Source organism: Arthrobacter rhamnosi (assembly GCF_054510855.1).
In genome coordinates this window covers 20,246-39,051 of sequence record NZ_JBTNDT010000001.1, presented here as the reverse complement: position 1 = coordinate 39,051, position 18,806 = coordinate 20,246, and the positions used below count along the sequence as shown (strand labels likewise).

Annotated in this window: 23 protein-coding genes and 1 riboswitch; of the genes, 11 read left to right on the top strand and 12 right to left on the bottom strand. The window is 66.9% G+C overall.

Features of this window, described 5'->3' with window-relative positions:
• The first annotated feature begins 17 nt into the window (after positions 1-17).
• Positions 18-809, top strand: coding sequence for a GntR family transcriptional regulator (locus ACX80I_RS00235; protein WP_459343203.1), 792 nt, complete (start codon positions 18-20; stop codon positions 807-809).
• 57 nt (positions 810-866) lie between these two features.
• On the opposite strand, the gene ACX80I_RS00230 is transcribed toward ACX80I_RS00235, so the two are convergent.
• The 5 genes from ACX80I_RS00230 to ctaE all read right to left on the bottom strand — a co-directional run bounded on the left by ACX80I_RS00230 (position 867) and on the right by ctaE (position 5,890).
• The gene (locus tag ACX80I_RS00230) at positions 867-1,481 is read right to left on the bottom strand and encodes a phosphatase PAP2 family protein (protein WP_459343202.1); all 615 of its coding nucleotides are present in this window, start codon (positions 1,479-1,481) and stop codon (positions 867-869) included.
• Positions 1,482-1,591: 110 nt separating this feature from the next.
• Positions 1,592-3,274, bottom strand: coding sequence for a cytochrome bc1 complex cytochrome b subunit (gene qcrB / locus ACX80I_RS00225; protein ID WP_459343201.1), 1,683 nt, complete (start codon positions 3,272-3,274; stop codon positions 1,592-1,594).
• A 1-nt stretch (position 3,275) separates the two neighbouring features.
• Positions 3,276-4,298, bottom strand: a complete 1,023-nt coding sequence (gene qcrA, locus ACX80I_RS00220; protein WP_459343200.1) for a cytochrome bc1 complex Rieske iron-sulfur subunit — start codon at positions 4,296-4,298, stop codon at positions 3,276-3,278.
• 75 nt (positions 4,299-4,373) lie between these two features.
• Positions 4,374-5,165 (bottom strand): cytochrome bc1 complex diheme cytochrome c subunit, encoded by a 792-nt coding sequence (gene qcrC / locus ACX80I_RS00215; RefSeq protein ID WP_459343199.1) that lies wholly within the window; start codon positions 5,163-5,165, stop codon positions 4,374-4,376.
• Between the two features lie 86 nt (positions 5,166-5,251).
• Complete coding sequence (gene ctaE, locus ACX80I_RS00210; RefSeq protein WP_301227537.1) at positions 5,252-5,890, bottom strand: aa3-type cytochrome oxidase subunit III; 639 nt, start codon at positions 5,888-5,890, stop codon at positions 5,252-5,254.
• 148 nt (positions 5,891-6,038) lie between these two features.
• Between ctaE and trpD the strand changes: the two genes are divergently transcribed.
• Positions 6,039-7,100 carry an anthranilate phosphoribosyltransferase gene (gene trpD / locus ACX80I_RS00205; protein ID WP_459343198.1) on the top strand — a complete coding sequence of 354 codons (1,062 nt, stop codon included), beginning with the start codon at positions 6,039-6,041 and terminating at the stop codon, positions 7,098-7,100.
• Positions 7,101-7,255: 155 nt separating this feature from the next.
• On the opposite strand, the gene ACX80I_RS00200 is transcribed toward trpD, so the two are convergent.
• A complete protein-coding gene (locus ACX80I_RS00200; RefSeq protein ID WP_087075693.1) occupies positions 7,256-7,537 on the bottom strand; it encodes an Lrp/AsnC family transcriptional regulator in 282 nt (93 codons plus the stop codon).
• Between the two features lie 39 nt (positions 7,538-7,576).
• The gene (locus tag ACX80I_RS00195; RefSeq protein WP_459343197.1) at positions 7,577-7,996 is read right to left on the bottom strand and encodes a DUF3054 domain-containing protein; all 420 of its coding nucleotides are present in this window, start codon (positions 7,994-7,996) and stop codon (positions 7,577-7,579) included.
• A 93-nt stretch (positions 7,997-8,089) separates the two neighbouring features.
• Between ACX80I_RS00195 and ACX80I_RS00190 the strand changes: the two genes are divergently transcribed.
• The 4 genes from ACX80I_RS00190 (at position 8,090) to ACX80I_RS00175 (ending at position 10,115) form a co-directional block, all read left to right on the top strand.
• Positions 8,090-8,554, top strand: a complete 465-nt coding sequence (locus ACX80I_RS00190; RefSeq protein WP_459343196.1) for a VOC family protein — start codon at positions 8,090-8,092, stop codon at positions 8,552-8,554.
• On the top strand, positions 8,551-8,715 hold the full coding sequence (locus tag ACX80I_RS00185; protein ID WP_459343195.1) for a hypothetical protein: 165 nt from the start codon (positions 8,551-8,553) through the stop codon (positions 8,713-8,715). The genes ACX80I_RS00190 and ACX80I_RS00185 overlap by 4 nt, the downstream gene beginning before the upstream one ends.
• 66 nt (positions 8,716-8,781) lie before the next feature.
• A complete protein-coding gene (locus ACX80I_RS00180; RefSeq protein WP_459343194.1) occupies positions 8,782-9,315 on the top strand; it encodes a hypothetical protein in 534 nt (177 codons plus the stop codon).
• Positions 9,316-9,560: 245 nt separating this feature from the next.
• Positions 9,561-10,115 (top strand): cysteine hydrolase family protein, encoded by a 555-nt coding sequence (locus ACX80I_RS00175; protein WP_459343193.1) that lies wholly within the window; start codon positions 9,561-9,563, stop codon positions 10,113-10,115.
• 27 nt (positions 10,116-10,142) lie between these two features.
• On the opposite strand, the gene ACX80I_RS00170 is transcribed toward ACX80I_RS00175, so the two are convergent.
• The 3 genes from ACX80I_RS00170 to ACX80I_RS00160 all read right to left on the bottom strand — a co-directional run bounded on the left by ACX80I_RS00170 (position 10,143) and on the right by ACX80I_RS00160 (position 12,079).
• Positions 10,143-10,715, bottom strand: a complete 573-nt coding sequence (locus ACX80I_RS00170; protein ID WP_459343192.1) for an MOSC domain-containing protein — start codon at positions 10,713-10,715, stop codon at positions 10,143-10,145.
• A gap of 132 nt (positions 10,716-10,847) precedes the next feature.
• Complete coding sequence (locus ACX80I_RS00165) at positions 10,848-11,372, bottom strand: hypothetical protein (RefSeq protein WP_459343191.1); 525 nt, start codon at positions 11,370-11,372, stop codon at positions 10,848-10,850.
• Between the two features lie 57 nt (positions 11,373-11,429).
• Positions 11,430-11,558: riboswitch (SAM riboswitch) on the bottom strand.
• A gap of 95 nt (positions 11,559-11,653) precedes the next feature.
• Positions 11,654-12,079, bottom strand: a complete 426-nt coding sequence (locus ACX80I_RS00160; protein WP_459343190.1) for a VOC family protein — start codon at positions 12,077-12,079, stop codon at positions 11,654-11,656.
• 149 nt (positions 12,080-12,228) lie between these two features.
• On the opposite strand from ACX80I_RS00160, the gene ACX80I_RS00155 reads away from it, so the two are divergent.
• From ACX80I_RS00155 to ACX80I_RS00135, 5 genes are all read left to right on the top strand, one after another.
• The gene (locus ACX80I_RS00155) at positions 12,229-12,846 is read left to right on the top strand and encodes a TetR/AcrR family transcriptional regulator (protein WP_459343189.1); all 618 of its coding nucleotides are present in this window, start codon (positions 12,229-12,231) and stop codon (positions 12,844-12,846) included.
• A gap of 85 nt (positions 12,847-12,931) precedes the next feature.
• On the top strand, positions 12,932-14,185 hold the full coding sequence (locus tag ACX80I_RS00150) for an MFS transporter (RefSeq protein WP_459343188.1): 1,254 nt from the start codon (positions 12,932-12,934) through the stop codon (positions 14,183-14,185).
• A gap of 17 nt (positions 14,186-14,202) precedes the next feature.
• Positions 14,203-15,876: an amidohydrolase gene (locus ACX80I_RS00145; RefSeq protein ID WP_459343187.1), complete on the top strand. Its 1,674-nt coding sequence runs from the start codon at positions 14,203-14,205 to the stop codon at positions 15,874-15,876.
• A gap of 180 nt (positions 15,877-16,056) precedes the next feature.
• Entirely contained in the window at positions 16,057-16,713 is a 657-nt protein-coding gene (locus ACX80I_RS00140; RefSeq protein WP_459343186.1) for a maleylpyruvate isomerase N-terminal domain-containing protein, read from the top strand.
• Positions 16,714-16,899: 186 nt separating this feature from the next.
• Positions 16,900-17,166 carry a hypothetical protein gene (locus ACX80I_RS00135; protein WP_459343185.1) on the top strand — a complete coding sequence of 89 codons (267 nt, stop codon included), beginning with the start codon at positions 16,900-16,902 and terminating at the stop codon, positions 17,164-17,166.
• A 101-nt stretch (positions 17,167-17,267) separates the two neighbouring features.
• Here the strand turns inward: ACX80I_RS00135 and ACX80I_RS00130 are convergent, their stop codons facing one another.
• Together ACX80I_RS00130 and relB are read right to left on the bottom strand one after the other, a co-directional pair.
• Positions 17,268-17,897, bottom strand: coding sequence for a Pr6Pr family membrane protein (locus ACX80I_RS00130; protein ID WP_459343184.1), 630 nt, complete (start codon positions 17,895-17,897; stop codon positions 17,268-17,270).
• Between the two features lie 355 nt (positions 17,898-18,252).
• The gene (gene relB, locus ACX80I_RS00125; RefSeq protein WP_459343183.1) at positions 18,253-18,804 is read right to left on the bottom strand and encodes a type II toxin-antitoxin system RelB family anti-toxin; all 552 of its coding nucleotides are present in this window, start codon (positions 18,802-18,804) and stop codon (positions 18,253-18,255) included.
• Positions 18,805-18,806 lie beyond the last annotated feature (2 nt).

Below are 18,806 nucleotides of genomic sequence, written 5' to 3'. Positions count from 1 at the left end.
GGACGGGGAGCGACACCATGGCGGTACTGCCGAGACCTTTCGACGCCGAGCCCCTCGACAGCGCGACCGGGGTACCGAAGCATGTCCAGCTGCGCGAGAGCCTCCGGCGCTACGTGCGGCAGTTCGGGGAACCCGGCGCGGGAATTCCCTCCGAGCGTCAGCTCAGTGAGTACTTCGGCGTGGCACGCATGACGGTCCGGCAGGCCATCGACGCACTGGTCGCGGAGGAGGTCCTCGAGCGCATCGTCGGCCTGGGCACCTTCGTGGCACGCAGCAAGATGGACCTGCACATGAAGATGACCTCCTACACCGAGGAGATGATCCGTCGCGGCATGGTGCCCGACGCCAGGGTGCTGAGCTTCGAGCAGCAGGGTGCCACGCCACTCGTGGCGCGGGAGCTCCAGATCGAGATCGGTCAGCCGGTCGTGCGGTTCCGCCGTCAGCTGCTCGCCGACGGGGAGCCCATGAGCGTCGACGAGAACTTCATCCCCGCGCACCGCGTCCAGGGCATCCTCGATGATCCGCCGCCGACGTCGCTGTACCACGTGCTGAGCGAGAAGTACGGCCTGGTGATGGAGTGGGGTGAGGACACCATCGAGGCGACCGCTGCGTCGCCGGCGATCGCGCGGTTGCTCAACGTGGAGATGAATGCACCGCTGCTGAAGATCCAGCGCCACGCCTACGTCGCGCGCGCCATGATCGACTACTCGGTGTCCTACTACCGGGCCGACCGCTACAAGCTCTGGGTGCCCCTGCAGCGGCCGGGTGTGCGTACGCCGCGGGCCTACACCTCCAAGCGCCTCGGGTAGCACCCGGGGGCTTGATGGCCGCGCAGAGGGATCAGCAGGCGGAGGCCGGAGGACGGATCAGCGCCCCGCGACGAAGACCGCGAAGGCCCCGCCGATGACGGCACCGACGACGCAGCCGGCCCAGACCTGCCCCAGGGTGTGCGCGCGGAGCCGCACCCGCGACCAGCCCACCGCCGGGGGGACGAGCAGGAGCGGGGCGGCCTTCGGACCGAAGAGCGCCACAATCCCGACGACGAAGAACACGGCGACCGCGGAATGAGCGGACAGTTTCCACCAGAGGTTCACGACGAGGACGACGACCACACCCCCGACCGTGCACAGGACGGTGCCGATGACCGCCCAGGGCGCGTGCAGGAGGGCGAGGAGCAGGAGACCCACACCGATCGACAGGAGCGTTGCAGCGAGCACAGGGCCCCGTTGACGGCGGTCACTGATGTGGTGGTCCACCAGGTGGCCGCGGTGCACGAGGAGCAGCACCCCCGCGAAGGGGAGTGCCGCGGTGAAGACCACCGCGACGGCGCCGGGGAGTAGCCCGCCCGGCCCTCCCGCCGATCGAACCGCGGCTACCAGGAGGAAGACCGACACGAGGATGGCCGGAGCGAACACCTCGCTGATCGCAGCAGCAAGGGAACGGCCGGCCGATTTCCCCTGTGCGGGGCCTGGTGCCGTCACGGACGACCTTTCCGGGAGTGGGGACCGTTTTGAGATCCCGGGGTTTCGATAGGGCCCGGAGACGGCGAAAGGGCCCGGACTCATGAGTCCGGGCCCTTTCGGCGAGGAGCTTAGCGGCTCGCGATCGACTCGCGATCCTTCGCGCCGGCAACCTCATCGTGGTGGTCACCGTGCGACGCGGCCAGTTCCTTCGGCGTGACCGGTGCGACCCGGTCCTCGAAGAAGAAGCGGGACGCCCGACCGTGGACCTTGTCGAGCAGGCTGACCTTGCCGTTCGCATCCGCGGTGGGCACCATGACCTCGGGCGAATCGAAGCTGACCAGCTTGTAGCGCTTGTAGTCGTCGACCGGCTCGTGGACCTCGATGAACTCACCGTGCGGCAACCGCACGATGCGTCCGGTCTCGCGGCCGTGGAGGGCGATCTCGCGGTCCTTGCGCTGCAGGGCCAGCGCGATGCGGCGCGTCACCATAAAGGCGATGACCGGACCGAAGAACACCAGGAAGCGCAGCCAGTAGGTCACGTCGTTCAGCGACACCAGGAAGTGCGTGGCGATGAGGTCGGAGCTGGCAGCAGCCCACAGTACGCAGTAGAACACGACGCCTGCGACGCCCACGGCGGTGCGGGTAGGAGCGTTGCGCGGGCGGTTGAGCAGGTGGTGCTCGCGCTTGTCCTTGGTGACCCAGGCCTCGATCCACGGCCAGGTGAACATGAGGGCGAAGACGATGGTCGCGGGGACCAGGGCGGGGACCAGCACGTTCAGCGAGAGCGCGTTCACGCCCCAGGGGAACGGGATCATGAACTCGAAGTCGAAGTTGCCGATCGTGCCCGGCATGAGGCGCAGGGCGCCGTCGACCCAGCCGATGTACCAGTCAGGCTGCGTTCCTGCCGACACGGGGGAGGGGTCGTACGGACCGTAGTTCCAGATCGGGTTGATGGTGAACGCCGCGGCGATCGCGGCCAGCACGCCGAACACGATGAAGAAGAATCCGCCGGCCTTCGCTGCGTAGACCGGACCCACGGGATAGCCGACCACGTTCGTGTTGGTGCGGCCCGGGCCAGGGAACTGCGCGTGCTTGTGAAGCACGACCATGAACAGGTGGATGCCGATCATGAGCAGGATCACGGCCGGGATCAGCAGGATGTGCAGCACGTAGAGGCGTCCGATGATCATCGTGCCCGGGAACTCGCCGCCGAAGAGGAAGAAGCTCAGGTACGTCCCGACCACAGGGATGGCCTTCATGACGCCGTCGATGATGCGCAGACCGTTGCCGGAGAGGAGGTCGTCGGGGAGCGAGTAACCGGTGAAGCCGGCAGCCAGGCTCAGGATGACCAGGGTGCAACCGACGACCCAGTTGAATTCACGGGGCCGGCGGAACGCGCCGGTGAAGAAGACGCGGAGCATGTGCACGGCCACGGAGGCCGCGAAGAGCAGGGCCGCCCAGTGGTGGATCTGCCGCATGAACAGGCCGCCACGGATGTCGAACGAGATGTCCAGCGACGAGGCGTAGGCCACGGACATCTCGACACCGCGCAGGGGGAGGTAGCTCCCCTCGTAGTGCGTCTCGGCCATTGACGGGTCGTAGAAGAAGGTGAGGAAGGTGCCGGTGAGCAGCAGGATGATGAAGGTGTACAGGGCCACCTCACCGAACATGAATGTCCAGTGGTCGGGGAAGATCTTACGGCCGAACTCCTTGACGATCCCTGAGCCGCCGACCCGGGAGTCGACGTAGTCAGTGACCTTTCCTACGCGCGTCTTCGGCACGTAGCTTTGCGTCGCAGTTGAGCTGCTCATGTCAGCCTCGCTCCCAGAAACTAGGTCCTACGGGTTCTTGGAAATCGCTTGACGCGACGAGGTAGCCCTCGTCGTCGACTTCGATGGGTAGCTGTGGCAGCGGACGCGCAGCCGGTCCAAAGATCACCTTGCACTCTTGCTCGAGGTCGAAGGTGGACTGGTGGCAGGGGCACAGCAGATGGTGCGTCTGCTGTTCGTACAGTGCTACCGGGCAGCCGACGTGCGTGCAGATCTTGGAATACGCAACAATTCCGTCGTAGCCCCAATTCTCCCGGCCGGGAGAGGGGTTGAGCTCCTCGGGGTCGAGGCGCATCAGCAGGACGACTGCCTTCGCCTTTTCCTCGAGCCTGTTCTCGATCTCGTTGAGACCTTCCGGAATGACGTGGAACGCCGATCCGATGGTTACGTCCGAGGCGCGGATGGGTGTACCGCTCGGGTCACGGGTCAGGCGGACGCCGGTGTCCCACATGGTCTGCTTCAGGGAGTTACCCGGCAGCGGACCGAGGTCGCGGAAGATGGCGATCGCCGGCAGGGGAGCCAGCAGCGCCGCTCCGAGGAGCGTGTTACGGATCAGCGGGCGGCGCTTGATGCCGGACTCGTCGAGGATGTCGGTGACGATCTTCTCGGCGTCCTGGCGGTCCCGCTCCGGGCGGATCTCGTGGCGGCTCTCCGTGACCTCGTGGTCCGGCATGAGCGTCTTCGCCCAGTGCACGATACCGACGCCGATACCCAGCATCGAGAAGGCGGTGCCCAGCCCGAGCATCAGGTTCTGGAGTCGCAGGCGCTCCACCGTCTGGTCGAGGGGGACGAAGAAGTAGCCGGCGAAGAAGAGCAGGGTGCCGAGAACCGAGATGGCGAACAGCAGAGAAACCTGGCGTTCGGCGCGCTTCTCCGCGCGTCGGTCACGGTCCGCGAGGCGCGGCCGGTGGGGCGGGAGACCCGGGTTCTCGAACTCGTCGAGTTCCCGGCCCGGCGTAGCGACGGTGACCGAGGTTCCCGGAGCGCCGTTACTAGAGTCGGCCATGATCACTCTCATCCTTCTTTAGGTACTGCATTCGCAGGTCTGTCATTGATTCGTTCCCGAGGCGTGCGCGGATGGTCAGGAGGACCTTGACGTGAGCCACACCGTGAAGGCGATGATGACGCCCAGCCCGGCAACCCAGATGAAGAGTCCTTCGGAGACAGGACCGAGCGAACCCAGGTCCGCTCCCCCCGGGGAGCCCTCTTCCTTGATGGTGTCGAGGAAGGCGATAATGTCCTGCTTGTCCTCCGGAGCGATGTTCGCGTCGTTGAAGACGGGCATGTTCTGCGGACCGGTGACCATGGCTTCGTAGACGTGCTTCCCCGTGGTGCCGTCGATCGACGGAGCGAACTTTCCACGGGTCAGGGCACCGCCGGCCGCTGCCGCGTTGTGGCACATGGCGCAGTTCACGCGGAACAGCTCGCCGCCGTTCGAGGCGTCACCCTCGGAGGGATCGGTGATCTCCTCGGACGGGATGGACGGACCAGCGCCGAGCGACGCCACGTAGGCTGCCAGCTGGCCGATCTGCTCCTCGGTGAACTGGACCGGCTTGGCCTGTGCCTGGGGGCCGTCCATCTGCATGGGCATGCGGCCGGTGCCGACCTGGAAGTCGACGGACGCGGCTCCTACGCCAACGAGCGACGGTGCCGCGTTGGAGCCCGTGGCTCCCAGGCCGTGGCAGGAAGCGCAGTTGGCCGAGAACAGCTTGCTGCCCTCTTCGACGTCGTCGGCCGTGAATGTGGTGGTCTGGGCCTGTGCCTGGTTGGCGGTGCTGGCGGCGGCATAGATCCCGCCGGTGACGAGGAGTGCCATCAGGAGCAGCGCGAATGCTGCTAGGGGATGACGCCGCCTCTGGGAAAGTGCCTTCACGGAATGCTTCCTGCCTTTTGTGGTACCAGAGCTGCTGGAGTTCTTCATTGAATTCTACCTCTAGTAGAAGAATCTGGGGGAGGTAGTTACTGAAGGAAGTAGATGATGATGAACAGGCCGATCCAGACCACATCGACGAAGTGCCAGTAGTACGACACCACGATGGCGGAGGTGGCTTCGAAGTGGCCGAAGCGGCGGGCGATGAACGCGCGGCCGATGATGAAGAGGAAGGCGATGAGACCGCCGATCACGTGGATCCCGTGGAAGCCCGTGGTCATGTAGAACGCCGACCCGAAGGGGTTGGACGACAGCGCGACGCCCTCGGAGACCAGCTCTGCGTACTCGTAGGCCTGCACCGAGACGAAGATCGCGCCCATGATGAACGTCAGCAGGAACCACTCGACCATGCCCCAGCGGGCGAAGGAGAAGAGTCCGCCCGTCCTGCGCGGCTGCAGGCGCTCGGCGGCGAAGACACCGAACTGGCAGCTGAAGGAGCTCGACACCAGGACGATGGTGTTGATGAGCGCGAACGGCACGTTCAGCTTCTCGGTCTCCGTGGCCCACAGTTCGCTGGAGGTGGAGCGCAGGGTGAAGTACATGGCAAAGAGGCCGGCGAAGAACATCAGCTCGCTGGACAGCCACACCACGGTTCCTACGGAGACCATGTTGGGACGGTTGAGCGCGGGATGCGGGGCGGCACTGGGGGCTTGGGTCGCAGATGTCACGATCTCATTATGTCCCCAAGATCATGGCGATCACCAACGCGAAACGGCGCCCCAAAGCCTCCTGCGAAGGGGTGGGGAGCCCGAACGCCCGGTATTCCGCGGAAGTTCCCCGTGATGACTTTCTACAATTCGTAGATAATCTTGGACAGTGAGCCTGACAACAAGCCCTCCCGCGGCGCAACCCACCTGGCCGTCGATCTTCTCGTCACTCCTGGCGGGCCTCGATCTGAGCACCGGGCAGAGCCGCTGGGCGATGGATACGATCATGGCGGGGGAGGCGAGCCACGCCCAGATCGCGGGCTTCCTCATCGCCCTTCGGGCCAAGGGTGAGTCCGTGGACGAGCTCGTCGGCCTCGTGCAGGCGATGCTCGGCCGGGCGCACCGGATCCAGGTGGCCGGACCCACCCTGGACATCGTCGGCACCGGCGGCGACGGGCTGAACACCCTCAACATCTCGACGATGTCCTCCCTCGTGGCCGTAGGAGCCGGGGCGAAGGTTGTCAAGCACGGAAACCGGGGGGCGTCCTCGGCCTCGGGCGCGGCGGACGTGATCGAGGAACTGGGCGTGCGGCTCGACCTCGCACCGGCCGACGTCGCCCGGACCGCCGAGCAGGCCGGCATCACGTTCTGCTTCGCGCAGGTCTTCCACCCGTCCATGAAGCATGTGGCGGTGCCGCGGCGGGAGCTCGGGGTTCCTACGGCGTTCAACTTCCTCGGCCCGCTGAGCAATCCGGCCGGGGTCGCGGCCCAGGCGCTCGGGTGCGCCGATGCCCGGATGGCTCCGCTGATGGCCGGGGTGCTCGCGGCGCGGGGCATCCGCGCGCTCGTGTTCCGCGGCGACGACGGTCGGGACAAGCTGACGACCAGTGGATCGTCCACGGTGTGGGAGGTCCGGAACGGCCAGGTCCAGGCACACGAGGTGCACCCGGGGGACTTCGGGCTCGACGTCGTACCCGTCGATGCGCTGCGCGGCACGGATGCGAGCGGCAACGCGGACGTGGTCCGCGCGGTTCTCGGCGGGCAGGCCGGCCCGGCGCGCGACGCCGTCATCCTGAACGCAGCAGCGGGCCTGGTGGCGCTGGACGAGACCGCCGACGGCGGCCTCGTCGGCCGGATCCGCACGGCGATGGAGCGGGCGCGCACGTCGATCGATTCCGGCGCCGCAGCAGGAGTGCTCGAACGCTGGGTCGAGGTCAGCCGGTCCCACTGACCGCCCCGCTCGTCGTCCAGCCCGGCCCGACGGGTCGGCACAGGGCCCTTTCGCGGCGTCGCCGGCCGGATCGCCCGGGCAGTTCCGGGGCGGTGTTCGGGCGGTTTCAAGCAGTTTTGGGGCGGTTCGGACCGTTTCGGGCGGCGCCCGCGGTGTCAGCTGTCGAAGCCCAGGGTGAACGCGGCGTCGAGGTCGTGCTGCGAGTAGGAGCGGAAGGCGATCTGCGTCGTCGTCGAGCGGACGCCGTCGACCTTGGACAGGCGGTCGGCGATGACGTCCGCGAGGTCCTCATGGCGGCTGACGCGCGCGATGGCGATCAGGTCCCATTCGCCGGTGACGGAGTAGACCTCGCTGATGCCCTCGATCTCCGAGATGGCCTGGGCGCTCTCGGGAATGCGCGACGCGTCGGTCTGGATGAGGACGAATGCCGTGATCATGGCGTGCCTTTCAGGAGGGGACGGGGACTCGGATCTACGCTACCGGTTTCCGCGGCGTCGACTGATCCAGCGCACGACGGCGCGGGGCAGGAGGAGGAACGCGCCGAGGACGAGCAGGGTGACGATCTGGAAGCTCAGGGCCACCCCGCCGCCGGACAGTGCCCGCAGCGCGAGGCCACCGATGACGGTGCCCAGCCAGAGGACCACCCCGGTGGGCCGGAGGGCCGCGGGGGAGCGCCAGGCCCGGACCGCAAGGGCCGACAGCGCATACGCGACGAGGAACGGCCACGCCGTCTCCAGGACACCGGCCACGGTCACGCCGTGCTCGTGGGTGCGGCGCCCCGAGGCGGCGAAGGCGAGGATCAGGACGACGTCGGCGACCCCCCAGGCGGCGGGTACGGCACGGGCGCGCTCCCGTACCTGCTCGACCGGAGGAGGGACAGGGTTGGAGCGGGGCATACAACCAGCGTAGTGGTTGTCGCCGTCCTGCCCGTGGGCTAGATTCGGGCACCAGCCGGCGCGCCAGCGCGGCACGAGCAAAGGACACCTCCGATGGGATTGATCACTCCGTGCCTCTGGTTCGACGGCCAGGCCGAGGAAGCCGCGCAGCTCTACACGTCGATCGTGAGGAACTCTCGCATCGTCGATGTCTCCCGCACCGGGCAGGGACCGGACGATCCGGCGCTGACGGTGTCGTTCGACCTGGACGGCCAGCCGTTCGTCGCCCTGAACGGCGGTCCCGAGTTCTCCTTCACGGAAGCGGTGTCCTTCCAGATCGCCTGCGCGGACCAGGCGGAGGTCGACCACTACTGGTCCGCGCTGGCCGAGGGCGGGGAGGAGAGCCGGTGCGGCTGGCTGAAGGACCGGTTCGGACTCTCATGGCAGATCGTTCCGACCGTGCTGCCCGGACTGATCGGCGGCGAGGACGCCGCGGGCGCCCAGCGCGCCCTCGAAGCCATGCTGGGCATGCGGAAGCTGGACATCGCAGCCCTTGAAGCCGCCTACCGGGGCGAGTGACCTACCGCCCCGGCATCGACCCGAGGATCCAGCAGTGGTTCGAGCAGCGCGGCCCGGAGTTCGCGGCTGAGGCCGATCTCCTCGTCGATGTCCGCACCCAGCACCTCCGTGCACAGCGCGCACACAGCGCCGGGAAAGGTGGGCCACAAGCGCAGCGGTGACAGTGGTCCTGGGCCGTGTGGGCCCTTCACTGCAACCGCTCGGAACGAGCGGATCGAGGAGACACGATGATTCAGCGTAGGAAGATCGCACTGGGCGCCAGTGCAGCTGCCCTCGTGGCCGGAGCGAGCCTCGGGGTCACCGGTATGGCCTCTGCGGCAACGACGGGGACGCCCGAACCCACGGCCGGCGCGTCGGCCGCTCCGGGGGACGAGAACCACGGCGGCGGCTTCGGTCGCCACGGCCGCGGCGGGGTCGACACGGCACGCCTTGCGGAGAAGCTCGGGGTGGAGGAATCGGCAGTCAGCGACGCGCTGGAGACTCTTCGGGACGAGGCAAGGGCCGGGAACGACGACGGAACCAGGCCTGATCGGGAGGCGATGCAGGCCGCTCTGGCTGCTTCGCTCGCGGAGGCACTGGGACTGGACGAGTCCACGGTGCAGACCGCCCTCGATGAACTCCGCACCGAGCAACAGGAGAAACGAGCCGCTGCCCTTCAGGAGCGTCTCGATGCCGCAGTCACGGACGGCTCCCTCACCCAGGCGGAGGCGGACGGCGCAGCCAAGGCCGTGGAGCTGGGCATCATCGGCGGACACCGGTAAGCGGAACACCACCCGGAGGCTCCGGAGAGCTCTGCCTCGGACGGCCTTGTGTCGCACGGCGCCGTCCAGGCCTCTGGTCGGCGCCGTGCGCACAGGCCCGGTTCCTCGGCAGCCCCTGCTGCTGCGGAACCGGGTTGTCCGCATTGCTCCTCCCTGCGGCAGCCCGGCGACGTACTCTTTCCTCAGTCGGCGGGGTGCGCAGTGCAGCTACCCAGCCCTTTTCGAGAAGGCCATGAGGAGCAGCCATGACGACCCTGCAGAACCGCCCGAGGACAGCGCTGCTCGTCATCGACGTGCAGAACGGCGTCGTCGCCGATGCCTATGACCGCGATGCGGTCGTCGCGAACATCGACACCCTGGTCGGGAAGGCACGCACCGCAGGTGTCCCGGTGGTCTGGGTGCAGCACGCCGATGCCGACCTCGAGGTGGGCTCGGATCCCTGGGAACTGGTCCCCGAACTCGAGCGCCTCCCGTCCGAACCGCTCGTGCACAAGAGCTATGGTGACTCGTTCGAGGGAACCGACCTCGAGGACGTTCTTGCAGCGGCAGGCGTCGGTCGGCTGGTGGTGTCCGGCGCCCAGACCGACGCATGCATCCGCTCGACCATTCACGGGGCGTTCGTGCGGGGGTACGACGTGACGCTGGTGGGCGACGCCCACACGACCGAGGACCAGAGCGCGTGGGGTGCCCCTTCGCCGGACAAGGTCATCGCTCACACCAACCTGTACTGGCAGTACCAGGCCGCCCCCGGCCGGGCTGCCGGCGTCGGCGAGACGGCGGACATCCGGTTCACGAACTAGCGGTCCCGTCGCGTTCGGCGCCTCCGGTCAGGGGAGCCGGCTCGGCCTCAGCACGGAAGCGCTGCCGGCCTGCGTCGGGTCCAGGGGAACCGGGCTGACCAGGACCGCGGGTCCGCGGGAGAGGGTCCCGCTGTCGAGGGGTCTGCAGCGCAGCCCGCCCCTGCCCCGCATCGCCTTGTGGGCGCCGGGCGCCAGCACCCGATCCATCCAGGCGCAGGGATGCGCATGCCGGCCTCCGTGGAACCCCACGCTTCCCGCCTGCGTCTCCAGGACGAAGTCCTGCCCGATGAGGGGTGGAAGCTCAGCGCCGCGCAGGACCAGATTGCGGCGGGGCAGCAGCGGATCGAAGGGATCGGCGCCGAGCTCTGCCGCTATCGCCTCGAGCGACTCGATGGCGAACAGGGTCACCGCCGCATCCATGTGGGCCGCCTTGCCGAAGAAGCGGTCTCCCACGATCCCCTTGCCGGCGACGACCTCGACGCTCCCGGCGTCCATGGTCACGACGTCGGCCGCTCCGTCCCGCGCCCGACCGAAGTAGGCGTGTGCCCCCGACACGAGCAGGTGCAGGATCTCCACGTCATACCGGAAGCCGGGCATCATGCCCCCACGGTATCCGGTCGTGGTCCTCCGGTTCGCCTCGGTCGTCCCCGGCGCTGGTTCACTTCCGCCGACATTCCTTCCGAGGGGGCAATCACCCGGAGGACTCCCCGGCAGGTCGTCGGGGGATTCCACCTAGGCGTAGGAAAAGCTCCCGGCCTCGACGGCGCCGGAATCGAGGGTGTCGGCCTCCGGACCGAGGTGGGCGCCGTTGCGGTACCGCGCACCGGGGTGCTGGTCGAACAGCCTCGTGTTGCCCGCCCCGAACAGGCGCTCGCGGAGGGTCGACTCCTCATAGGACGTCCGGTACAGGCCTCGTCGCTGGAGTTCGGGGATGACGAGTTCGATGAAGTCCTCGGCGGTGCCGGGCGTGAGGAACTGCCGCAGGTTGAATCCGTCGAGATCCGTGCCCTCGACCCACCGCTCGATCTCGTCGGCAACCTCGCCGGGAGTGCCGATGGCGACGAAGGGACCGCGGTCGAACCGCGTGGGCCGTTGCGGTAGCCGTCGTAGGTGCCGATCACATCGGCGAGGAACACGCTGTCGAAGAGCCCTGCCTCGAGCATCTTCGCCGTTTCGGTCCAGAAGTCGAGATCGTTGAAGCGGTGCCGGTTGTTCTCGGGGTGTACCCAGAGGCCGTGGGAGATATGGCCCACGCAATTCATCTCGAAGAGGTTGAAGGCGATCTGACGTGGCATGGGTGGACCGAGTCCTTTCGACGTGCTCTTGCCTCCGCCGGACCAGCACTGTCATGCCGAGGCGAAGGCCGCTTCGTCATCCGAACCACCCAGGAACATGGGGTTGGTGCGCGGTCCAGTCGGAGCTTTGCGACCGCATCTCTTGAAGCTGGAACGACTATAGGCAGAGAACGCAGCGGTGGGACGAATGCGAAGCAATGTGACCCGTAGCCGGAGCAGCTCGTCCCTGCCGTGAACGCTGCGTCAGCCGATGCCCACCATGCCGTCCTCACCGACGTGCCAGCCCGGATTGTGGGCGATTTCCCAGACGATGCCGTTCGGATCGCGTACGAGTGCGTGGAAGATGCCCCCGAAAGCGCCGTCCCGAGGTTCCTTCAGGATCGTCGCGCCCGCGGCCGCCATCGCCGAGACGAGCTGGTTCACGTCGGCTGGACTGCCGACGTTGTGGGACAGCGTCACCCCGGACGGCGCGGGCCTGGCATCGAGCCCCGCGTCCTGGGCGAACTTGTCGTCGCGGAAGAGCCCCAGCAGCAAGCCGGGTGCCACCTGGTAAAAGATGATCTCGCCTGGAACGTCCAGTGCAGGCGTCCAGCCCAGCGTCCGGTAGAACGACCGTCCCGCATCGAGATCCCGCGTGGCGACGGTGACGAAGTGCAGCTGCTGGTCCATGGCGAGAGCATAGCCGCGCGACGGCTGTGCGCTGAGTGTGCTCCCGGCAAGGACTTCGCATGCCGTGCAGATGCCCTGCTGCCGTTCAGGCGCTATCGCCCTGCCGCCGGTTGCCTGACTGCTACTTTGGGCCTAAAAGGAGACCGTCCATGCCACGCCCCCGATCCACCCTCCTGTCCGTCGAGCGGATCGTCGAGGCAGCGCTGAAGCTCGTCGACGAGACGGGCGACTTCAGCTTCCCGAGGATTGCCCGCGAGCTCGGCGTCAGTCAGTCCTCTCTCTACAACCGGATCTCCAGCCGCGAACACATCGTGGAACTCCTCCGCGCCCACCTCTTCAGCTCGAATCCCACCCCATCGACCGCTGACGCCCCGTGGGACGAGGCTCTGCGCATCCTCATCCGCGGCTATCGTGACTGCTTCGCTCCGCACCCCCGGCTGGTACCCCTACTGGTGACCCAGACGGTGAGGGCGGCCGAGGTCATCGCCATGTATGAGGATCTGACGCTCGCCCTGGAGCGGTCCGGCCTCGACGCCGCCGATGTCGCTCCAGCCCTCTCGCTGGTCGACTACTTCGCCCTGGGCGCGGCGCTCGACTTCACCGCCCCTGATGAGGTCTGGGGACCGGAACCCGAGCAGTACCCGGCCCTGACGAGGGCGGTCCGAGCCAGCCCGTCGGCGCCGGAGCGGGTCGAACGTGCCTTCGAGTTCGGCCTCGAGGCACTGATCGCCGGCATCGCAACACGGGTGAAATCCAAAGTTAATTGAAAGGCTTTCAAAAACTATTGCTCCCGGCGCTCCCCGCGTCGATACTAAATGAACGCCGTTCATTTGGAGTGACGGCCATCACTGAATGGAGCACGCCGTGGGAAGTACGCCAACACCCCCTGACGCCACCGTCCGGGTTCCACTGACGGCCTCCCGGGCTGTCTCCACCTTCGGGATCACGGTCGTAGGATTCATGACCGCGAATCTGGTCCCCGTCATGATCGTCGCGCTGGCCGACCTGGGGTTCAGCCCGACCGGAGCGGGCACCCTCATGACGGCCTGCCTGCTCCTGTCCGCCCTTGCCTGCCTGGCTACCTCCCGCTGGACCGCCCTCGGCGGCCGCTATGTGGTCGCACGGGCGGGCCTGGCACTGACGGCCCTGGGGTTCGGTGCGGCCGCCCTGGTCGCCGACCCTACGATCGCCGCCGCCGGGATCATCATCGGCGGCATCGGTGGCGGCGGTGCGGTAGCTGCAGGCGGAGCGGCCCTTGCTGCGTTGCGTGACCCTGACCGGGCATCGGGCATCAGCGGGTTCGCCAACAGGGCCATTGTCGCCGTCGTGCTGTTCATCATCCCCGCCGTCGGCCTGGGCATGGCGAGCGCTTTCGGCATCCTGGCATGCCTGGCACTCGCGGCGCTCGTGACCACGGGGTGGCTGCCGGACCGTCCGGCCGCTACGCCGCACCGCAGTGTTGCCCGCTCGGCGGCTCCCGCCGAGAGCCCACGAACCGGAGCCATCGCCGGCGTCGTACTCCTGGCCTGTTTCGCCATCTGGGCACTGGGTGAGGACTCGCTCTGGGCCGTTGCAGCAGTGATGGGCGCGGAGCAAGCCGGCCTCGATGAAGCAGGAATGGGCCTGGTACTGAGCCTTTCGACCCTGGGCGGGCTCCTGGCCTCCGCACTGGTGGGCGTTGCAGGCAAACGGCTCGGCCGCACAGTCCCGCTCGCAGCTGCTCTCCTCATCGGTGCAGCGCTGAAGATCGCCTCCGGATTCATCACGGATCCCCAGCTGTACCTGGTGGTGATCATCATCTGGAACACCGTCTACATGGTGGCGTTCCTCTACGTCATCGCCATCGCCGCCGCGCTGGATCCGACGGGCCGCTGGTCGGCTCCCATTCTTGGCGTCTATCTGGTCGGTTCTTCCTTCGCACCCCTCTTCGGGACCGCGGTCTCCTCAGCGCTGGGCTACCCGGCCCTGGGCATCATTCTCGGCGGCATCACCCTGCTGGTCCTCGGTCCCCTGGTAGCCGTCTCGCGCGAGTCCCTGCGCAGAGAAAAGGCTCTCGTGCCGGACGCGACGCCGGAGACCGATGCCCCCCGCGCAGCCATCGCCTGACAACAGAACGGATTCCCGTGCCACTTCAGCAGACCGCCTACACCAATGCGTCCATCCTCACTCCTCAGGGGGTGATCAAGGGCTCCGTCGTCGTCGACGGCACCAGGATCCACGCCGTCCGTCCTGATGACGCCGGCCATCAGGCCAGCGACCGGGCCGACACGGCGAACATGCGTGAGATCGACCTGGGCGGCCGTTTTCTCCTACCAGGATTCGTCGACGCGCACAGTCACCTGCTCATGCTGGGGCAATCCCTGCAGAAAGTGCAGCTCCGCGGAGCATCATCGCTGGCCGAGATACAGGAAGCGGTGAAGGAGGCGCGACGCCGGAACCCCGGGGCCCCACGCATCCTGGGCGGCGGCTGGCTCTACAGCGCGCTGGGCGGCGCCGCTCCCGACCGGGCGATGCTCGACGCCGCCGTCGCGGACGTCCCCGTCTACCTCGACGCCAACGACCTGCATTCGGTGTGGGTGAACACGGCAGCACTGGCAGAGCTCGGCATCACCGCGGACACCGAGGATCCCCACGGAGGATCCATCACGCGGGACCCGGAGACCGGAGAAGCGACAGGGATGCTTCTCGAAACGGCTGCGCAACAGATCGTCTGGCCCGCGTTGGCCCGGCGAGCCACCGACGCCGATAGGGATTCCTGGCTCGAGAGCGCGATCAGTCACTACCTTGCCAGCGGCGTCACCAGCGTTGTGGACATGGCCGTGGAGGACGACGACCTGCGGGCTTTCCTTCGCGCGGAAGCACGACACGGGGGAGAGCTGCCCCTCCGGATCAAGGGACACTGGTTCGTCCACCACCGGCCTACCGTGGAGGAGAACCTCCAGCAGGTGCACCGTGCCGTCGAGCTGGCTGACTCGGTGAACTCACCGACCCTCAGGATGGTCGGCATCAAACTGGTCCTCGACGGGGTCATCGACAGCTGCACCGCGGCGATGAAGGAACCGTACGCCGATGGAACGAACGGCGACCCTATCTGGGATCGGGAGGCACTGATCCCCGTCGTCGCGGCAGCAGATGCGGGCGGACTCCAGATCGCCATCCATGCCATTGGCGATGAGGCCTCGGATATCGCGCTGGACGCGCTGGAAACGGCATATGCGATCAACGGACCCCGGGACCGGCGCCACCGGATAGAACACCTGGAGACCGTGACACCCGAGAACGTGGTCCGGCTGGCCCGGCTCGGCGTCGTCGCCTCGATGCAACCCGTCCATGCCGACCCCGCCATCCAGCACAACTGGCAGGCCATGCTGGGAGATGAGCGAACAGACAGGGCCTACCCGTGGACGGAATTCATTGCCGCCGGGGCCACCCTTGCGCTGAGCACCGATGCACCGACCGCCCCCCACGAGCCCCTGCCCAACATGTACGTTGCAGCGACCCGGAAGTCCGCGCTGGATCAGTCCCTGCCGGCGAACCTTCCCCGGTACGCGCTCGACCTCGAGGCAGCCCTGCGCCACGCCACCAGGGATGCGGCATACTCCTGCAGGGCGGAGCATCAGGAGGGCAGCATCGAGCGCGGGTTCCTCGCGGACTTCGTGGTGCTGCAGGCGGACCCCTTGTCCGAGGACCCGATCGGGCTGCTCAGCAACCAGACCTGTCTGGTGGTCGTGAACGGCGTCCACCGGTTCGAGACGCGGAGTGGGCTGTCGTCACGCCGGGAGGAAGCGCGTCGGTAACGGATCCCTACGCCCCCGGAATGCTGTTCCTCCTGACGTTGCCGACCGACCTCGGGCCCGAGCGGGGGAGTAGGGCCTCCTTCGACCCGCGCAGGCGAGGCGTGCATCTTGCCTCCCGATCCCAACAGGGGGACAGTAGCCACGGAAAGCAGCGAGGCGCAGCCCGATGGGAGTTCATGTATGCGGAATGCATCGACAGGCATCCTTGGTGCCTTCCTGGCAGCAGCGGAGCACGTCGAAGTCGTACTCGGCAGCACGGCCGTCGCAGAGCATTGGGAGGACCAGAGTGCTCTGGAGGGCTATACCGTGGCAGGCCTGGCCGGGCACTTGGCGAGGGGCGTGCTGACGGTCGAGAAGTACTTGGACGCCCCCGAGCCGTCGACCACTACTGAAGCCACTGATGCCGCGGGCTACATCACCGCCGTGCTGGGTGATCATGACCCGGTCGACAGCGGGTTCCACCGGAGCGTCCGCGCCCGATCACTGGATACCTCCAGGGTGGGGGCGTCCGCCCTTGCGCGGGAGGTGGGACGCTCGCGGCTGGGGTTGCACCAGCGACTGGATGAATCGACCATGGGCCGGCGGGTCGAAGTCCTGCAGGGCGTTGTGATCACGGTGGAGGAGTACCTGAGGACGCGACTCGTGGAACTGGTGGTACACCTCGATGACCTTGCGGTCAGCGTCGGCCAGGAGAGCAGCAAGGATCTCCCGCAGGACGCCTATGACGAGGTTGCGATTGTCCTGGCTGAAGTCGCCGTTCGTCGGCACGGAGCCCTGCCGGTGATTCGCGGGCTGGCCCGGAGGGAACGCCACCCGGAAGCCATTCGCGCCTTCTGATGGAGAACGAGAAAACCTGGCGGGGGGCAAGGCCGGCACCCGCTCTGCCCGCCGGTTTACGGTGAAACCGGGCGAGCCTCATGATGAGCCTGGAACAGGGTCCTCGGGTGCAGTATTCACGCAGCTTTCATGTGGGGCACGCCGATCTGCTGCTGGCCGTTGTGGTGCCGAGCCTAGGCTCGAACCATGAACGTGATTACCGCACTGCATCCCGTGCATTCCTTGTCCGTCCTTTCTGCTGATAGCCTGCTGCGTGAGCGCCAGATCCTCATGCTGCAGCAGGCGCTTTACAACGCGCGGGTTATCACCCCGCACGAGCGTCTGACAGTGATCGAATGGTGTGTTGGGCGTTCGATCACCTCGCTGCGTGATGTGCGCCAGAGCGAGTTACGGCCGATCCTCACCCATGTGCGCAGTATGGCGACACCACCTCAGGAAGCATCGCTGGCCTAGCGTAGGAGCGGCCCGCACCGTTACGCTCCACACTCCGCCTTCGTGCTCCCGCCGGTGAACTTCCCACGCGCCCTCACCTCAACCAACCTCCGGCAGTGCAGCTACCTGGTGTGGGATGTGCGGTTCGTCCATGGCAAGCGGAGCCGGCTGATGGCGATGATCAGGGCCCCGAAAATAGTGAACGCAACAGCGATGAGGACTACGTAAAGAGCTACCGACCCGTACCCGGTCGCCGGGTCGAGGAATGGGTACGGGACCCATCCGTCCGTGGCTCCTCGGACGAGGACGACTGCGCACCAGGTGAGTGGGTACACAAGGATCAGGCCGATTGTCGTGAAGGGAAGCCGGTGTCGATCGGAATTCAGGAGCCAGTCCAGAAACGCGTACACCGGGAACGCGACGTGCAGGACCCAGTTCGCCCAGGCCAGGTCGACCCCGCCGGCCAGACCTGCTAGCAGCAGGTTATAGACGATGCCCACGACGACCATGTACGTCGTCGTCGCCGCCCGCACCGGGACCAACCAGCCCGGATTCGACCGCCGTCCCAGTTCGATGACTGCCGCAACGAGGAGGACAAACGCGGTCATGATGTTGCTCTGCATGGTGAAGAACCCGAAAAAGTTCAACGGGTTGATAGGCGTCCTCGACGCAGTATCGAAGAACGTTGCGACAATAGCGGTCACGACGCCCAAGACCGTAATCAGGCGGACAACCGGACGCAGGACCGCCACGATGGTGGGCCCCCGAAATGTAGTGGGGCGTTGTCTCGGGGCAGTCACTGAGCGATCTCCCTGCTGAATTGCCTATCGCGTCGACGGCATCGGCTGCGCATACTGGACCCTCCGACGATGAATGTCTCCTAGGTGTCTACCACGAGCGTCGTGTGGAAACGCGCAGACCCTCGAAGCAGGACATCCAGGAGTCCGGCGCAGCGACCATTCGACCACAGCGGGGTCGTCCTCGTTACTTGCGTGGCGCGCCTTCATCGACTCGAGCCCACGGTGCTTGAATGAGGATCCTCGTGCGGGCGTTACCGCCGGTTCCTGGGCAGGAGAACAAGCGTCGGGAATCGGAGCGTGTGCTCAGTCAGCTGACGACTACCCGCGTGAAACGGGCGCGGCGATGGCCGTCGTTGACGTAGGAGTATTGCTGTGCTGTGCCGAAGGCGAGGTGCTCACCCGCAGTCAGTACGACGTCTCCGCGTTCCTGCTCCACACGGATGGATCCTTCAGAGACCATGAGCAGTTCGGACCAGCCTTCGGGGTCGGGTTCGGCGTCGTAACGGTCCCCGGGCTCCAGCACCCATGCCCACAGCTGGGCGTCCTTCGTGGCGGGGACCGAGGCCAGCAGCACCGCAGAGCCGCCGGTTCGGCCTCTCCAAGCGAGCTCGCGGATGTCAGCGTGGGCCGCCGCGGGGGCGGCGACCAGGTCGACGAAGGTGACACCCAGCGCGTCGGCCAGATGATCCAGGCCCGTCAGGCTGATATTCGCCTCGCCTGATTCGAGTTTGATGATCGTTCTTCGGCTGATGCCGGCCCGGTCCGCCAAGGCGACCTGACTGAGATTGGCCGCAACCCGGAAACGGTGCACGTTCGCCCCTGCGTGGGCCAGGACCTGCGATGTTTCTCCCGTTTGCATGT

Excerpts from the sequence above, each read along its gene's own strand:
- ACX80I_RS00150 (WP_459343188.1), top strand. The coding sequence starts at position 12,932 with ATGGAGCACGCCGTGGGAAGTACGCCAACACCCCCTGACGCCACCGTC.
- relB (WP_459343183.1), bottom strand. The coding sequence starts at position 18,804 with ATGCAAACGGGAGAAACATCGCAGGTCCTGGCCCACGCAGGGGCGAAC.
- ACX80I_RS00155 (WP_459343189.1), top strand. The coding sequence starts at position 12,229 with ATGCCACGCCCCCGATCCACCCTCCTGTCCGTCGAGCGGATCGTCGAG.
- ACX80I_RS00200 (WP_087075693.1), bottom strand. The coding sequence starts at position 7,537 with ATGATCACGGCATTCGTCCTCATCCAGACCGACGCGTCGCGCATTCCC.
- ACX80I_RS00170 (WP_459343192.1), bottom strand. The coding sequence starts at position 10,715 with ATGATGCCCGGCTTCCGGTATGACGTGGAGATCCTGCACCTGCTCGTG.
- ACX80I_RS00175 (WP_459343193.1), top strand. The coding sequence starts at position 9,561 with ATGACGACCCTGCAGAACCGCCCGAGGACAGCGCTGCTCGTCATCGAC.
- ACX80I_RS00190 (WP_459343196.1), top strand. The coding sequence starts at position 8,090 with ATGGGATTGATCACTCCGTGCCTCTGGTTCGACGGCCAGGCCGAGGAA.
- ACX80I_RS00235 (WP_459343203.1), top strand. The coding sequence starts at position 18 with ATGGCGGTACTGCCGAGACCTTTCGACGCCGAGCCCCTCGACAGCGCG.
- qcrB (WP_459343201.1), bottom strand. The coding sequence starts at position 3,274 with ATGAGCAGCTCAACTGCGACGCAAAGCTACGTGCCGAAGACGCGCGTA.
- ACX80I_RS00140 (WP_459343186.1), top strand. The coding sequence starts at position 16,057 with ATGCGGAATGCATCGACAGGCATCCTTGGTGCCTTCCTGGCAGCAGCG.
- ACX80I_RS00180 (WP_459343194.1), top strand. The coding sequence starts at position 8,782 with ATGATTCAGCGTAGGAAGATCGCACTGGGCGCCAGTGCAGCTGCCCTC.
- ACX80I_RS00135 (WP_459343185.1), top strand. The coding sequence starts at position 16,900 with ATGAACGTGATTACCGCACTGCATCCCGTGCATTCCTTGTCCGTCCTT.
- qcrA (WP_459343200.1), bottom strand. The coding sequence starts at position 4,298 with ATGGCCGACTCTAGTAACGGCGCTCCGGGAACCTCGGTCACCGTCGCT.
- ACX80I_RS00195 (WP_459343197.1), bottom strand. The coding sequence starts at position 7,996 with ATGCCCCGCTCCAACCCTGTCCCTCCTCCGGTCGAGCAGGTACGGGAG.
- ACX80I_RS00160 (WP_459343190.1), bottom strand. The coding sequence starts at position 12,079 with ATGGACCAGCAGCTGCACTTCGTCACCGTCGCCACGCGGGATCTCGAT.